12 protein-coding genes are annotated in these 15,462 nt (G+C 68.6%); 7 read left to right on the forward strand and 5 right to left on the reverse strand.

Annotation, left to right across the window (positions count from 1 at the left end):
* The 3 genes from FXN61_RS37120 to FXN61_RS37130 form a co-directional block, all read right to left on the reverse strand.
* The coding region (locus tag FXN61_RS37120) for an amidohydrolase (protein ID WP_167978612.1) at positions 1-1,322 on the reverse strand (1,322 nt) is incomplete at its 3' end.
* A complete protein-coding gene (locus tag FXN61_RS37125; RefSeq protein WP_167978613.1) occupies positions 1,319-2,794 on the reverse strand; it encodes an APC family permease in 1,476 nt (491 codons plus the stop codon). The genes FXN61_RS37120 and FXN61_RS37125, both read right to left, overlap by 4 nt.
* Before the next feature lie 385 nt (positions 2,795-3,179).
* The gene (locus tag FXN61_RS37130) at positions 3,180-4,049 is read right to left on the reverse strand and encodes an alpha/beta fold hydrolase (protein WP_167978614.1); all 870 of its coding nucleotides are present in this window, start codon (positions 4,047-4,049) and stop codon (positions 3,180-3,182) included.
* A gap of 277 nt (positions 4,050-4,326) precedes the next feature.
* On the opposite strand from FXN61_RS37130, the gene FXN61_RS53310 reads away from it, so the two are divergent.
* Positions 4,327-5,481, forward strand: a complete 1,155-nt coding sequence (locus FXN61_RS53310) for a glycoside hydrolase family 78 protein (protein WP_246292466.1) — start codon at positions 4,327-4,329, stop codon at positions 5,479-5,481.
* Positions 5,364-7,565 carry a family 78 glycoside hydrolase catalytic domain gene (locus FXN61_RS37135; RefSeq protein ID WP_246292467.1) on the forward strand — a complete coding sequence of 734 codons (2,202 nt, stop codon included), beginning with the start codon at positions 5,364-5,366 and terminating at the stop codon, positions 7,563-7,565. The genes FXN61_RS53310 and FXN61_RS37135 overlap by 118 nt, the downstream gene beginning before the upstream one ends.
* On the opposite strand, the gene FXN61_RS37140 is transcribed toward FXN61_RS37135, so the two are convergent.
* Both FXN61_RS37140 and FXN61_RS37145 read right to left on the reverse strand, forming a co-directional pair.
* The gene (locus FXN61_RS37140) at positions 7,543-8,187 is read right to left on the reverse strand and encodes a DedA family protein (RefSeq protein ID WP_167978615.1); all 645 of its coding nucleotides are present in this window, start codon (positions 8,185-8,187) and stop codon (positions 7,543-7,545) included. The genes FXN61_RS37135 and FXN61_RS37140 overlap by 23 nt on opposite strands.
* Complete coding sequence (locus FXN61_RS37145; RefSeq protein ID WP_167978616.1) at positions 8,184-9,503, reverse strand: putative hexosyltransferase; 1,320 nt, start codon at positions 9,501-9,503, stop codon at positions 8,184-8,186. The genes FXN61_RS37140 and FXN61_RS37145 overlap by 4 nt, the downstream gene beginning before the upstream one ends.
* 131 nt (positions 9,504-9,634) lie before the next feature.
* Here FXN61_RS37145 and FXN61_RS37150 point away from each other — a divergent pair, with 131 nt between their 5' ends.
* The 5 genes from FXN61_RS37150 to FXN61_RS37170 form a co-directional block, all read left to right on the forward strand.
* Positions 9,635-10,876: a bifunctional glycosyltransferase family 2/GtrA family protein gene (locus FXN61_RS37150; protein ID WP_167978617.1), complete on the forward strand. Its 1,242-nt coding sequence runs from the start codon at positions 9,635-9,637 to the stop codon at positions 10,874-10,876.
* A complete protein-coding gene (locus tag FXN61_RS51085) occupies positions 10,873-12,807 on the forward strand; it encodes an ArnT family glycosyltransferase (RefSeq protein WP_312878285.1) in 1,935 nt (644 codons plus the stop codon). The genes FXN61_RS37150 and FXN61_RS51085 overlap by 4 nt, the downstream gene beginning before the upstream one ends.
* 51 nt (positions 12,808-12,858) lie before the next feature.
* Positions 12,859-13,575 carry a response regulator transcription factor gene (locus FXN61_RS37160; protein WP_167978618.1) on the forward strand — a complete coding sequence of 239 codons (717 nt, stop codon included), beginning with the start codon at positions 12,859-12,861 and terminating at the stop codon, positions 13,573-13,575.
* On the forward strand, positions 13,572-15,053 hold the full coding sequence (locus FXN61_RS57020) for a sensor histidine kinase (protein ID WP_188135892.1): 1,482 nt from the start codon (positions 13,572-13,574) through the stop codon (positions 15,051-15,053). Before FXN61_RS37160 ends, FXN61_RS57020 begins: the two co-directional genes overlap by 4 nt.
* 186 nt (positions 15,054-15,239) lie before the next feature.
* Positions 15,240-15,462 (forward strand): RNA polymerase sigma factor (locus FXN61_RS37170; RefSeq protein WP_312878286.1); only part of this gene is annotated, 223 nt, incomplete at its 3' end.

The raw sequence follows: 15,462 nt of genomic DNA on the forward strand, positions 1-15,462 counted from the left end.
CGGGCGTCGAACGGTGCGACCGGCCAGTCCGAGCCGAGGACGACGGGGACTCCGGCGTCGCGCAGGTCGCGGCAGCGCCAGGCGCGGGCGGCCCGCTCGGTTCCGAGCCGCACCGACCAGTTGTCGGTGTGGTCGGCCTTGGTGAAGTGGCTGCAGTGCGTGGGTTGCATGCTCGCCACCACGCCCTGCCGCCGGAACCGGCCGATCAGCGCGCTCGGCATTGTCTCGATGTGCTCGATGCGGTGCGGCGTGGAAGCGGACCGATCAAGACCGTCGAGGGCGTGCAGGACGTGGCGCACGGCGGCGTCGCCGATGGCGTGGGTGGCGGTCGGGACGCCGGCGGCGGCAAGCTTGCGCAGGGCCGACGTGTAGTCGTGGACGTCGGGCCAGAAGGCGGCCGTCGACTCCCCCAGTGCGTCGGGCGTCTCCAGCCAGGCGGTGCCGTTGTCGATCGTGCCGTCGAGCATGAACTTGACCGCGCCGACCTGCCAGCGACGGCCGCCGCGGCCCTGCAGCGCGATCAGTTCGGCGATGCCGTCGGCGTCCACGCCGGGATCGCACCAGGGCGCGAACCGCAGTCGCAGCGGCAGGTCACCCAGATCCTCGGCGGCGGCGAGGACGTCCTGGCTGTCGCCGAGCAGGTCCATGACGTGGCCGCCGGTGAGCCCGGTGGCGGCCATCTCGGCGAGCAGCACGTGCAGCCTCCCCGCACGGTACGCGACCGGCTCCACCGGGACGTGGTCGAGCACCAGCTGCATCGCCGCCGACTCGTGCAGCAGGCCGGTCGGGCGTCCGTCCTCGTCGCAGACCACCGTCGAGCGCTGGTCGAACTCCCTGGGCCCGGCCACCCCGGCGATGCGCAGCGCGGCCGGGGTCGCGAGCGCCGAGTGCGCGTCGAAGAGCCTGACGAAGGCGGGCCTGCCCCCCACCGCGTCCTCGATCAGGCCGCTCACCAGCGGCCTGCCGCCGAACACGTTCGGGTCAAGTCCCCACGCCTGTACCCAGGCGTCGGGGGCGCGGGTCGCGGCAGCCTCGGCGAGCAGCCGGTGGACCTCCTCCGGGTGGCGCACACCGGACAGGTCGACGTCCGCGGCCAGGCTCAGCCCCGCCACCGGGTGGAAGTGGCCGTCGACCAGGCCCGGCGTCAGCACGGCCCGGCCGAGGTCGACGACCTCGGTGCCGGAACCGCGCCAGTCCCGCACGTCACGCCTGGTCCCGACCGCGCTGATCACTCCGCCGCTCACCGCGACCGCCTCCACCGGGCGAGCGCCGACGGTCAGCGTGTGCACCGTGTCGGCGCACAGCACGAGGTCCGCGTTCACGCGGCCACCTCCTGGGTGGTCGGGAGTTCCGCACCCTCACCGACGCGCGCATAGGTCTCCGGCCGCCGGCTGCGCAGCCAGACGGCGAACACACCGCCCACCAGCAGAGTCGCTGGGACGATGGCGACCAGCACGACGTTGACACCCGCCGGCGCGTTGGTGAGCAATCCGACGTTGCTGATCAGGACGTAGGTCGCCACGGCCAGCAGCACGGCGGACGTGACCGCCGCGGTCAGCGCCGCCGGTGTGCTCGCCACCCGGTTGCGCCGCAGGAAGTACACCGCGCACGAGACCGCGGTGAGCGCCTGCAACACCACGATGCCGATGACACCCGGCGTGTTCACCCACAGCAGGAGACCGGTGACCGGGTCGGCGCCGGCGAGCGCGAATCCGATGATCACGACCATCGCGAGGACCGTCTGCACGACGCTGGCCCGGTACGGCGACCCGTAGCGCGGATGGACCCTGCCGATCCAGGCGGGCAGCACGCCGTCCTGGGCGAGGGAGTGGGTGTAGCGGGTGATGGCATTGTGGAACGCGATCTGCGAGGCGTAGACGCTGGAGATCACGAGAACGCGCATCAGCGTGGCCGCCCACGGCCCGACGTAGGTCTCGGTGGCCGCGAAAAACAGCCCGGCGACGTTCTCGGAGGCCGCGCCGACGACCTTGTCACTGCCGAACCCGATCACCACCGTCCAGACGATGAAGCTGTAGAACAGCGCCATGAACCCGACGGCGAAGTACGTCGCGCGGGGGATGGTGCGTTCCGGGTCGCGGGTTTCCCGGCGGTAGAGGGCGGTGGACTCGAAGCCCATGAACGCGGCGAAGGCGAAGGCGAGCACACCACCCATGCCGGGGGTGAAAGCCGCGGACGGGCTGAAGGACGCCAGGTCGACACCGGACGCACCACCGCGCGTGAGGATGCCGGCGGCCAGCAGCACGAGGATGCCCGACTCGAGCACCAGCAGGACGCCGAGCACCTTCGCACCGACGTCGATGCCCATCCAGCCGATCACCAGCACCAGGCCGAGGGCCACGAGCGCGATGGCGGGCCACGGGACGTTCACCCCGAAGACGTCGGCCAGCGTCGCCCCCGTCTGCGCGGCGAACAGGCCGTAGACCCCGATCTGCAGCGTGTTGTACGCGACCAGTGCCAGCAGCGCGGCCGCGAGCCCCCAGCCGCGGCCGAGCCCCTTCGCGATGTAGGCGTAGAACGCGCCCCCACCCCTGACGTACCTGGTCATGCGGGTGAACGCGACCGCGAAGATGATCAGCACCGCACCGGCGGCGAGGTAGGCGAGCGGCGCCCCGACACCACCGATCATGAGCCCCAGCGGTGCGACGCCGGCCATGACGGTGAGCGGGGCGGCGGCCGCCACGACCATGAAGACGAGGCCGCCTGTGCCGAGAACACCGCGTTTGAGCTGTCCCGCCGAGGCACTGTTGTCGTCCGGGGAGGCGGTTCGGGTCATGGCGCGCGCCCTTTCCGATGTGTCTGAGGTCACCCAGGCTGGGATTGCCGAATCATTGGCCAGACCCCCTCGCAAGTCAAGGTTTTCGTAGCAAAACAGGCCATATGACACTCAAACAGTAGCTTCGCCGTACTTCAGCAACGAAAACAGTTGAGTGCCGTGAGCTCACGTGGTGTAGCACCCTTGATCCGTCCGCAGCTCGAAACGATCACCGCCCCAGGTGCTGCCCGCGACGTTGATGAAGGCCCCCTCATGAAGATCATCAAGAGGTCCTCGCGATGTTCGGGTCGTAGCCAGGCACCTCCCACACCCGCTTGCGGTCCGGGCGGCAGTCCAACGTGAGACTCGCGATTGATGCTTTCCCTCACGGACGGCGGGGCGCAGGTCACTTCTCTTTCGTGAGGGCGTCGAGCTTGTCCCCCAGGCTGCCGATCGCGATGGAGACGTGGCCGTGCTCAGCTTCGAGATGCGGGGCCACGGCAGGGAGGTGCTCGGCCAGCCACTGTCCGTGCGACAGCGGGACCATTCGATCCTCGGCACCGTGCCACAGCTCGACCTGGGCCTTGATCGCGGTGACGTCGACGCCCCAGGGACTGGTCAAGGCCACCAGGTCCTCCACCCATCCCTCGTCTCCAGTGGCCAACGCGTAATCCATGTTCGCCGCGTTTTCGACACCGAAACGGCCCTCAAGAACCTCCGCGTCCACCGGCGAGAACAGTGAGGCCAGCCCGGCGACGACATCGGCAGGACTGTTGTCCCTGACCGCGGCGGCCATCTGCGCGACGAGCCCGCGCACCGCCGCTTCGCCTTGTCCCGCAATGCCGAACTGTGCGACGTTCTGCGCGCCCATGCCCTCGACGAAGTCGAGACCAGGAGCGTCGAACGGAGCGAACGAGGCGACGCTCAGGACGCCGGTGACGCTGTCCGGCGCAAGTGCCGCCTGGGCCAGCGCGTGTGGTCCGCCGGTGGACCAGCCGACGGTCAAGTACCTGGCGATGCCGAGGTGTGCGAGGAGAGAAACGCAGTCCGCCGCGGCATCGGCCACAGATCGGCCAGGTGCCGGACCGGAGCCGCCGTACCCGGCCCGTGAGTAGGTGACCACCCGGAACCCTCGCTCGGTGATCGAGTCCAGCACCGTCGGCATCGGAACCGCGGATCCCGGCATGCCGTGATGGAACACCACGGCAGGTCCCGTGCTCGGCCCGGAGATCTCGTACTCCAGGTCGCGTCCGTCCGGCAGTCGAAACAAGGGCATAGCGGCAATCTCCTCGAAGTCTTGGCCTCACAACGACAAAGCCAATGCGTACGGACATGACCTCGCGATCACCGAGCAGTCAGGGCGATCGCGGATGCCGTACCCGATGGTATCAACCTAATTGATGGTTAAAGCCGGCTCGATCGGCCACATGGCCGTTGCGCTGGTATGGACCACCTCGCTAGCGTGACCGATTGAATCGTTTCAATCGCGGCCGGGGGCGCCCGGCGAAGCAAGGCACAACACAGGTTTCCGCCTACGCGAGAGCGGAGCACGCATGTTCGGTCAACGCTGCCCGAAACCCGCCCGGCTTGTGATCATTCTCGTGTTCTGCCAGTTGCTGATACTGCCGGTGACAGCGCTCACGCCGGCCTTCGCCGCCAGCGGACTCACCGTCCACGACCTGCGAGTCGGAAACACCGCCAACCCGCTGGCCGTGGACGATCCCCGCCCGGCCCTGAGCTGGCGGCTGCGCTCCGGCAAGCGAGGCGACCGGCAGACCGCCTATCGTGTCCTCGTCGCGAGCAGGCCGGAGATCCTGGCCGGCAGACGTGCCGACGTGTGGGACAGCGGCAAGGTCTCGAGTGCCGACTCGGTCGCGATTCCTTACGGCGGACCGAAGTTGATGCCCGCGCACCGGTACTACTGGACTGTTCAGACCTGGGACGTGAACGGACGGCCCTCCAGCCCGGCGCGGACGGCGTGGTGGGAGACGGGCCTGTTCGGGGCGGCCGGGTGGGCGGGCGCACAGTGGGTCACTCCTGACACCGGAAACGCCTACACCTGGCAGGACCTCACGGTGGAGGCCGACGTGACGATCAAGTCCGGGGCCGCGAGCATTCTGTTCCGCGCCAAGGATTCCGACACGTTCGCCATGTGGCAGATCAACGCGGTGACCACGCCCGGCAAGGTGCTGTTACGGCCGCACACCAGGACCCGAGGCTCCTACTCGCTGCTCGGCGAGGTGGATCTGAGCCCGGTGCTGACGCCGTCCAACGTGGCCGCGCCCCACCGCGTCCGGATCCGGGCTCAAGCCGACACGATCACCACCTGGATCGACGAAGTCCAGGTCGACGTCCGCAGCGTGGACATGCCGGGCCAGGGCACGATCGGGTTCCGGTCATCGGTCAGCCAGGGAGTCCCCGAGATCGCTCAGTACGACAACCTCGTCGTACGCGATCTGGCCGGAAAAGTCCTGTTCTCCGACGACTTCTCGGCCTCGCCCGATCCGCGGTTCCCCGGCGTGCCGATCACCGACGGCCGTCTGGAGCCGCGCGCGACCCGACACTGCTCGCGGCCGAGCCCGACGCACCGTTGCTGCGCAAGGAGTTCGTCCTCGACCGACCGGTGGTCAGCGCCCGCGCGCACGTCTACGGCCTCGGGTTCTACGAACTGCACCTCAACGGCGGCAAGGTCGGCGACCACGTCCTGACACCCGCCAGCACTCCCTATGAGAAACGGAATCTCCACGACACCTACGACGTCACCCCACTGCTCCGGCAAGGCTCCAACGCGGCGGGTGTGTGGCTCGGCAACGGCTACGGCCAGCGGTTCAACCCGTACGGCTTCCGGTGGCTGGGCACGAAACAGGCGATCGTGCTGCTGGCCGTGACGTTCGCCGACGGCACTCGCACGACGATCACCACCGATGGTTCGTGGCGGTGGTCGGACGGTCCCATTACCAGCAACGACATCTACGGCGGCGAGAGCTACGACGCCCGCCTGCGCCAACAAGGCTGGGACAGGCCGGGATTCGACGACTCCCGGTGGCACTCCGTGCGCACCACGACCGCCCCGAGCCCAGTGTTGACCGCGAACGACGCGCCGCCGATCCGTGTGGTGCAGACGCTCAAGGCCACGGCGCTCACCCAGCCACGTCCCGGAGTGCACGTCTACGACTTCGGCCAGAACATCGCCGGGTGGCCGAAGCTGCGAGTCACCGGACCGGCCGGCACGACGGTGCGCATGCGGACAGCCGAAGAGCTTCGCGCGGACGGACTGCTGGACACGACGACGAACCGGAACGCGGCGGCCACGGACTCGTACACTTTGGATGGTTCTGTGGGCGCGCAGACCTACGAGCCGCGCTTCACCTACCACGGTTTCCGCTACCTCGAGGTCACCGGCTACCCGGGAACGCCGAATCTGGACAGCGTGACTGCCCAGGTCACTCGCGCGGACGTCGCGTCCACGGGCACCATCCACAGCTCCGACCCGCTGCTGAACCGAATCTGGCGCAACAACCGGTGGGCGATGCTGAACAACTCGATGAGCCTGCCCACGGACACCCCCGTCCGGGACGAGCGCACCCCTCCCGGCATGGACGTCCAGGCGTACCACGCCGCAGCCATCCGTGAGTTCGGCATGGAACGCTTCTACGCCAAGTACCTGCTGGACCTGCCGCCGGGAACCGCGCTGCCCAACGATGCCCACAACGCGCAGCAGCCCGACATGGGCGGCGGTTCGGTCTCGCTGGCGTGGTCGCTGTACGAGCAGTACGGCGACAAGTCGTTGCTCGCCAGGGACTATCCCGCGATGAAGTCCTTCGCCGACGCCAACGCGGCCACCCACCCGGACCTCATCTGGCCGGACGACCGCGGATTCGGCGATTGGTGCCCACCGGTCCACGGTCCGGACGCCGGCAACGGCCAGGGAAGCCCGACCACAGGCCAGTGTTTCAGCGAACGATCACTGGTCAACACCGCGCTGTCCTACCGCCAAACCTCTGACGTCGCCAAAGCGGCTGCGGCACTTGGCCTGCAGGAGGACGCCGCACACTTCCGGCAGCTGTCGTCGTCGATCGCGCGAGCGTTCAACGCTCGTTTCCTCGACGCCACAGGGTCCTTCTACGGCAGCGGGCGGCAGACCACCAGCATCCTTCCGCTGGCGTTCGGCATGGTCCCCGACGACCGGATCCCGGCCGTCGGTGCCCGCCTCGCCGAGACGATCCTGGGCAAGGACAACGGGCACCTGGACACCGGCATCTTCGGCACGCGCTACCTGCTCGACGCGCTCGCCGTGGCCGGCCGCATCGACGTGGCCAGGACCATCCTCGGCCAGACGACCTATCCGGGATTCGGCTACCAGATCAGTCGCGGGGCCACCACGCCCTGGGAACAGTGGACCTACGAGTCCAACATGGAAACTCACGATCACGCCATGTTCGCCGGCATCAACGCGACCTTGTACACCCGGCTCGGCGGCATCACCCCGGCCTCACCGGGCTACGCGTCGATCACGATCGCTCCGCAGGTCCCCGCCGGACTCACCCGCCTGTCCGCGTCGATCGACACGGTTCGCGGCACCGTGAGGTCGTCATGGGTCAGCAGGCCCTGCACGTTCGATCTCACGGTGATCGTCCCGGTCAACGCCGTCGCCACGGTGTCCGTGCCCCTGTTCGGCACCGCACACGTCCGCGCCACAACAGGCGCCATCAAGCTGCCAGGAGACAAGCGCACACAACCATATTCCGTCGGGTCAGGCACTTGGCGGTTCACCGCGGACCACTGCGCCTGACGCGGTCGCGCACCCGGACCATAACGAACAACACGATCGCGATGGCCACCGCGGCGATGACGACGTTCTGGAGAATGCCCGCGTAACCGTCGACGAGCCGCCAGTTGGCGCCCAGCTGGTAGCCGGCCACGACGAAGACCGAGTTCCAGATCAGGCTGCCCAGCGCGGTCAGCGGCAGGAACTGCCGCATCGGCATGCGTTCCACGCCAGCGGGTAAGGAGATGAGGCTGCGGAACAGTGGCACCATCCGGCCGAAGAACACCGCCTTCGTGCCGTGCCTGAGGAACCACTTCTCGGTGCGGTCGAAGTCGGACGGTTTCATCAGCGGCGTGCGAGCGATCAGTGCGCGGACCCGGTCGCGGCCGAGCCACGCTCCCAGCCAGTAGGTCAGCAGGGCACCGACAACGGAGCCGAGGGTGGTCCAGAACAGCGCCATGAACAGGCTCATGGTGCCCTGGCTCGCGGAGAAACCGGCCAGTGGCAGCACCAGTTCGCTCGGCACCGGCGGGAAGATGTTGTCGAGGCCGACCAGCAGGGCCGCGCCCGGTCCACCCAGACTGTTCATGAGATCCACCGCGAGGCCGGCGAGACCTCCCAGCTCGTCGGCGGCTGCCACGATCATCGGCTGACTCCTTCTGAGTCTCGTCGGAACTCGCGGAACATCGCCCACAGGACGGATACGACCGCGATCGCCATGAGCCCGGCGAGGATCCGGAACTCCCACGTGGGCGCGAACTGGGTCGACATCTGGTCCATTGCGGACTCGGGTACTGGTTGTCCGTCAGGTGTGGGAAGACCGGTGTCGCCGGGCAGAGGCCGGCTGTCGCCCGTCCCTCCTGGCGGCTCCCCGAAAGGCGTCGAGTCCGCCGGCGGGAACAGCACGTGGAGATAGGCGAGGAACGAGGCCACCTGGACGAGGACGGGCACGTACCAGAGGCGGCGCGGCAGGTAGCACGCGGCGATCACGGTGAGCACTTCGGCCAGGTAGAAGTAGCGTTCGTGCATCGACGGCAGGAGAAACGGCACCAGGACAGCCGAAGCCGCTCCCATCAGCACGATCTTCGGGTTCGTCAGCTGCACTCGGCTGAGCAGTACGCCGGTGCACAGCCCGAGGATCACCAGTCCGGTCACCGCGACACCGATGGGCCGGATCACCGCGGCGTCGGCGCCTGCCGGGAGGAACTGGTAGATCGACGGCGCGTTCAGGGACAGCGCCGGATACGCGTTCGTCTGCCGCACGTACACCGACAGCAGTTGCCCCACGGGCGCTCCGGCCAGCAGCGCAGGGACGTCCAGCAGCAGGACAACTCCGGGCACGGCCAGCAGCGCCCGCCACGGCATCCACTTCTTCAGCACCAGCACCAGAAGCAGCGGGAACAGGAAGACCGCCTGCAGCTTGAAGGCCAGCGACAGACCGAAGAAAACGCCGGCCAGCCACGGCCGCCTGCGCAGAACGAAGTACACGCCGCCAAGGCCGAACACGGCGTAGATGGAGTCGGCCTGTCCCCACAGCCCGCTGTTGGTGGCCACGGTGGGGAGGAACAACACGATGAGGGCGGCCAGGGACGGTATCGGGTTGCCGCTGTGGCGCAGCGCGACGATGCGGTAGGTGAAGTACGCCAGCGCCAGGTCGAACACCACTGAGATGATCTTGATGCCGACGAGTGCGGGTATCGGCAGGTAGGTCAGCACGGTGATCAGGTACAGATAAGGGACGTTGTAGTCCGCGAAGTCGTACCTGAGGGCGCCGAATCCACCGTGCGTGGAGATGAACTCGTACCACTCTTTGATGAAGAACTCGTAGTCGGAGGACTCGTAGCCGAACATGGCGACCCTGGCCGCGACCGCGACCACGACGACCGCGGCCACCAGTCCCGCTCGGCTGAACGTGCGCTTCCGGTTCTCGTCGATGCCGACGGCTTCCGCTGCTGTTGACACGCCGCGAACGTAGCCAGCGTTTGTGAGAGTTACCTGGAAGCTTCGTGGGTGAACCGTGAGTACCGCGGACTCCCAGGTTCCTTTGAGGTTCCGCCCAGGCTGCTTGCGGTTTCGCCTGTCATACCTGAGTCATGACTGGCATCCCGGCCTCCGGCACCTCGCCGAACCTGACCGGTGCGACCAAGACCGCCACGGTCGACGTCGTGATCCCGGTGTACAACGAGGAACGCGCGCTGCCCGGCTGCGTGGACATCCTCAAGTCCTATTTGGACGAACAGTTCCCGTTCGAGTGGACCATCACCATCGTCGACAACGCGAGCACCGACGCCACCCTGGCCGTCGCCGGCGAACTGGCCGAGGCGTCGGATCAGGTCCGCGTGCTGCATCTGGACGAGAAAGGGCGTGGCCGCGCCCTGCGCACCGCGTGGCAGTGGAGCGACGCCGACGTGGTGGCCTACATGGACGTCGACCTGTCGACCGGGTTGAACGCGTTGCTGCCGCTGGTCGCTCCGTTGGTCAACGGCCACTCGGACGTCTCGATCGGCTCCCGGCTGGCCCCTGGCTCGCGTACCGTACGCGGCCCGAAGCGCGAGTTGATCTCCCGTTGCTACAACGCGATCATCCGGCTCAGCCACGGCGCGAAGTTCTCCGACGCCCAGTGCGGGTTCAAAGCCGCGCGCACAGACGTGATCCGCCCGCTGCTCGACCACATCGAGGACGACAACTGGTTCTTCGACACCGAACTGCTGTTGCTGGCCGAGCACAACGGGCTGCGGGTGCACGAGGTGCCGGTCGACTGGGTGGAGGACGCCGACACCAGGGTCAGGATCTCCTCGACCGCGCTCGAGGACGTTCGCGGCCTGGTCCGGGTGGCGAGGGCGAAAGCCGTCGGAACGGCCAGAGTCGCCGGCCTGCCGAGGCGGCCGGATCCCACCTCGACCCACCCGGACGCGGTGCTGTCCAGACGGGACACCGGCCTGGTCTGGCAACTGTTGTCGTTCGCGGCGATCGGCGTCTTGTCCACAATGGCCACTCTGCTGCTCTACGCGTTCTTCCGGCCGTCGATGCACCCGTTGACGGCCAACCTGCTGGCGCTCGTGATCACCACGATGCTCAACACCGAGGCCAACCGGCGGTTCACGTTCCTCGGCCCCCGTGGCTCGTCCGGCCGGGTGCACATGCAGGGGCTCATCGTCTTCGGCCTCTACTACGCGTTCACGTCGTCCGCGCTGCTGGTCCTGCACTGGACAGTGGCCGAACCTTCGCGACTCCTCGAACTGGTCGTGCTGCTCGGCGCGTCGGTGCTCGGCACGGCCGGCAGGTTCGTCCTGCTGCGTGGCTGGGTTTTCAAACAGGGAAAGGGAAACAAGTGACCACACCGCAGCATTCCCCGCACTGGCGGCGGTACGCGCTCATCGCGATCCTCGCGCTGGGCACGGTGCTGTACGGCTGGGTGTTGTGGACCGGCAGCTGGGGCAACACGTACTACACAGCCGCGGTCAAGTCGATGTCGTTGAACTTCACCAACTTCCTGTTCGGCTCGTTCGACCCGGCCGGTGTGATCACGGTGGACAAGCCGCCGCTGGCGTTGTGGCCGCAGGTGATCTCCGTGAAGATCTTCGGCTTCCACACCTGGTCCGTGCTGCTGCCACAGGTGATCGCGGGCGTGGCGGCGATCTTCCTGCTGCACCGGGCGGTCCGGATGTGGGCGGGAGAGAACGCCGCGCTGATCGCCGCGCTGGTCTTCACCCTCACGCCGATCAGCGTGATGATCACCCGCACGAACAACACCGACACCATGCTCGTCCTCACGCTCGTCGCGGCGGCCTACGCCTTCACCCGCGCGATCAAAGCGGTGGAGCCGGGCAGGAGGACGAAGTGGCTGTTGTTCGCGGCGTTCCTGATCGGCTGCGGCTTCCTGGCGAAGATGGCGGCCGCATACGTTGTCATTCCCGCCTTCTTCGCCGCATACCTGGCCGGCAGCAAGGCACCTTGGCGCCGCAAGGTGCTCGACCTGGCCGGTGCGGCCGTGGTGGTGCTGGCCAGCTCGCTGTGGTGGGTCGCGGCGGTCGGCCTGTGGCCCGGCCGGAAGCCGTACGTGGGCGGCAGCACCGACGGCACGGCCCTGGACCTGGTGCTGGGCTACAACGGGCTCGGCCGCGTGTTCGGCGGTGACAAGACCGGCAACGGCGGCGCGGCGAACCTGCCGGGCGGAGGCGGCAGCAGTTTCGGCGGCGCGCCCGGTTCCGGCCGGATGTTCGGCGAGGCGGTCGGCGGGCAGATCAGCTGGCTGCTTCCGGTGGCGCTGATCGCGCTGGTGGTGGCGGCGGTGCTCGGTTTCCTGCGGTGGCGCCGGTCCGATCCGGTGAGCCCCGCCGAGCGCGCGGGCTGGGTGCTGTGGGGTGGCTGGCTCGTGGTGAACGTCCTCGTGTTCAGCTACCAGAAGGGCGTTTTCCACCCGTACTACACCGCCGTCATGGCGCCCGCGATCGGAGCGATCGTCGGTGCGGGCGCGGTGTGGGCCTGGCGGAAGTACCGGGAGCAGGAGGGACGGGGCTGGTTCGTGCTGCCCGCGTGCGTCGCGGTGACCGCGGCGTGGGCGTGGGTGCTCATCTCCCGCAACACCTCGTGGCACGGCTGGCTGCGGTACGCGGTGGTGATCGTCGCGCTGGTCGCGATCGTGGCTTTGGCGCTGCGCAAGGTTCCGCGGGCGGGACTCGTGCTCGGGCTCGTCGCGCTGCTGCTGGCACCTGCCGTGTGGTCGGGTGCCGGCGCGGTCTCCACCACGGCCACCGCGAGCCTGCCGGCCGCGGGGCCGGTGCAGGACGAGCTGCCTGTCGGCTGGGACAGCGGGGAGTTGACCGCGGACCAGCGGAAGATCCTGGACCACGCCAAGTCGCACTCCTCAGGAGCCGAGATCGTGCTGGCGGTCGAGGGCGGCTCCCAGGCCGCGAAGGCGTACATCGTCGCCACCGGCGAGACCGTCGTCGGAATGGGCGGGTTCGACGGAGGCGATCCGGCGCCCTCCACGGACCAACTGTCCGCGTGGGTGCGTGCGGGCAAGCTGCGGTTCGTGCTGACCGGCGGCGGGATGCGCGACGACAACAGCGTCACCGAGCGGTCCAGGTGGGTCGAGCAGAACTGCAAGCCCGTGCTCACCGTGGGCGGCGAGGGCGGTGAAGGCGGCCCGGACGACCAGGGCGACCCAGACGACCAGAGCAGCCAGAACGACCAGAGCGGCCAGGGCGACATGGGCGACGGGGGTGGCCAGGGCCAGACGCTGCACGAGTGCACGCTCCGATGACTCACAGCAGGTTCCCAGGAAGTTCCCAGGTTCGTGCTCGACGCTGATCAGGTGGATCAGCAGCGTGGTGAGGCGACTGTCCTCGTGGTGGACGACGAACCGAACATCCTGGAGCTGTTGTCGGCAGCGCTCCGGCTCAGCGGGTTCGCCGTGCACGCGGCGAACTGCGGAGCCGGGGCGCTGGCCGCGGTCCGACGCGTCCGGCCGGACATCGTGATCCTGGACGTGATGCTGCCCGACGCCGACGGCTTCAGCCTCGCCTGCAGCCTCCGCGCGGTGCACGACCGGCTGCCGGTGCTCTTCCTGACCGCACGGGACGCCCTGGAAGACCGGATCGCGGGCCTGACGGCCGGCGGCGACGACTACGTGACCAAGCCGTTCAGCCTCGAGGAAGTGGTGCTGCGGCTGCGGGCGATCCTCCGGCGCACGGGCGGCGGCAGTGTCGGCCCACGGGACGACGGCACCGTCCGGTACGCCGATCTCGAGCTCGACGAGGACGCCCACGAGGTCCACCGGGCCGGCCGGCTGGTCCAGCTGTCGCCCACGGAGTTCAACCTGTTGCGGTACCTGATGGACAACGCCGAACGGGTGGTCAGCAAGTCGCAGATCCTCGACCGGGTGTGGAACTACGACTACGGCGGGGACGGCCGGATCGTCGAGTCGTACATCAGCTACCTGCGCCGCAAGATCGACTCGGCGGGACCGCCGCTGATCCACACCATCCGGGGCGTCGGCTACACCCTGCGGTCGCCCAGGGACGAGCGATGAACCGGTGGCGCAGGCCGTGGACCCTGCGGGCGCGCCTGGTCGTGGCGTTGCTGGTGCTGGCCACCGCCGGCCTGGGCACCATCGGGATCGCGAGCGTGGTGCTGCTGCGCGAGTCGATGGTCGCGAGGATGGACGACCAGCTCAGGGAGTTCGTGCAAAGGATCGACGGCCAACCGGGAGGGTCGCCGTCGCCGGAGAACTTTCAGCGCGAGTCCAACGGTCTGCCAACGGACTTCGCGCTCCTGGTGCTCCGCGATGACGGGACGCTGGAGCTGTCCGTCCCGGCCACCGTGGCCGGACCGGTGCTGCCGGTGATCAACTCGACCACTGTCGACCAGTACGACGGACGGCTGTTCACCGTCGGAGACAAGAAGGGCGGCGCCGACTGGCGCATCATGGTGTCGCAGTGGATGTTGCCGGACGGGCCGCGGATCATCGTGGCCGCGCAGTCGACCGAGACCACCGAGGCGACCGTGACGCGGCTGATCCGGATCGAGGCCGGGATCGGGATCGCCTTGCTGCTCGCCCTCGGCGTGGCCGGGTTCCTGTTGGTACAGCTGGGACTGCGGCCGTTGACCAGGATCGAGAAGACCGCGGAGGACATCGCGGGCGGCCGCCTCGACCTGCGGGTCGCGTCGGATCCACGTACCGAGGTCGGCCGGCTCGGTGGCGCGCTGAACACCATGGTCGGCAGGCTTTCCTCCGCACTGCGCCAACGGGAACGGTCCGAGGCACGGCTGCGCAGGTTCGCCGCGGACGCCTCGCACGAACTGCGCACCCCGCTGACGTCGATCCGCGGCTTCGCCGAGTTGCACCGCCACGGTGGCGCGCCGGAACGGTCCGATGTGGACAGACTGATGGGCCGGATCGAGGACGAGGCGATCCGGATGGGCAGACTGGTGGACGACATGCTGTTGCTGGCCCGGCTGGACCAGGAACGCACGCTGGACCTGACCGAGCTGGACATCCGCACGCTCGTCGAGGACGCCGTGCACGACGCCAGGGTCCGTGACCCGGAGCGGCCACTGATCCTGGAAAGCGCCGGGAAACCGCTGCGGGTCACGGTGGACGAACACCGGATGCGTCAGGTGATCACGAACCTCGTCAGCAACGCCATGGCCCACACCCCGCCGAGCACGCCAGTGCACGTCCGCGTGGGCATGTCCGCCGAACGGCCAGAACCTCCGGTAGCCGTGGCGGGGAGCCTGGCACCGCGCGCCCGCGTCGTGCTGGAGGTGATCGACGAAGGGCCTGGCGTGCCACTGGAGGCCGCGCCGAACATCTTCGACCGGTTCTACCGGGTCGACGACGCCCGGTCCCGCACGGCGCGGCGGCACCGGGCTGGGCCTGGCCATCACCGCCGCGATCCTGGAGGCCCACGGCGGTCGCGTCGAGCTCAGGACGGCGCCAGGCGAAGGTTCTCGTTTCACCGTGCTGCTTGCCTGTCCCGGATGACTCCTAACGTCAAGATCGTGTGAGGTCTCCCGGATACGCTCCAGCACGACGACTGAGATCTCCCTGCCAGCGGCGGCTGCTCTCGGCGTGGACGAGCTCGAGGTTCGGACCGGGATGATCCGGCGCGCCTCCCGCCAGCAAAGTGACGCGCGCCACAGCGGCGCGAGAACCTGATCCGCGATCTCGACGTCTTGTGGAATGTGAGAGCCATCCGGGGTGAGCCGGCCGACCTCGACGAGGAGCAGCTCGTGCGCCGAGTCGCACGGGGTGATCGCGGCGCGTTCGAGGAGCTGTACCGCCGCACCTCGCCGTGGCTGACGGTGCGGCTGCGCAGGCGGTGCTCGGACGACCAGATCGTCGCCGAGGTGCTGCAGGAGACCTACCTGGCCGTCTGGCGGGCGGCCGACGCCTTCGCCGGCGCCACTGCCGGGG

It is taken from the genome of Lentzea indica (genome assembly GCF_012184385.1).
GTDB lineage: Bacteria > Actinomycetota > Actinomycetes > Mycobacteriales > Pseudonocardiaceae > Lentzea > Lentzea indica.

Coding starts and splice junctions, on each gene's coding strand:
- FXN61_RS37125 (WP_167978613.1), bottom strand. CDS start 2,794: ATGACCCGAACCGCCTCCCCGGACGACAACAGTGCCTCGGCGGGACAG.
- FXN61_RS37130 (WP_167978614.1), bottom strand. CDS start 4,049: ATGCCCTTGTTTCGACTGCCGGACGGACGCGACCTGGAGTACGAGATC.
- FXN61_RS53310 (WP_246292466.1), top strand. CDS start 4,327: ATGTTCGGTCAACGCTGCCCGAAACCCGCCCGGCTTGTGATCATTCTC.
- FXN61_RS37140 (WP_167978615.1), bottom strand. CDS start 8,187: ATGATCGTGGCAGCCGCCGACGAGCTGGGAGGTCTCGCCGGCCTCGCG.
- FXN61_RS37150 (WP_167978617.1), top strand. CDS start 9,635: ATGACTGGCATCCCGGCCTCCGGCACCTCGCCGAACCTGACCGGTGCG.
- FXN61_RS57020 (WP_188135892.1), top strand. CDS start 13,572: ATGAACCGGTGGCGCAGGCCGTGGACCCTGCGGGCGCGCCTGGTCGTG.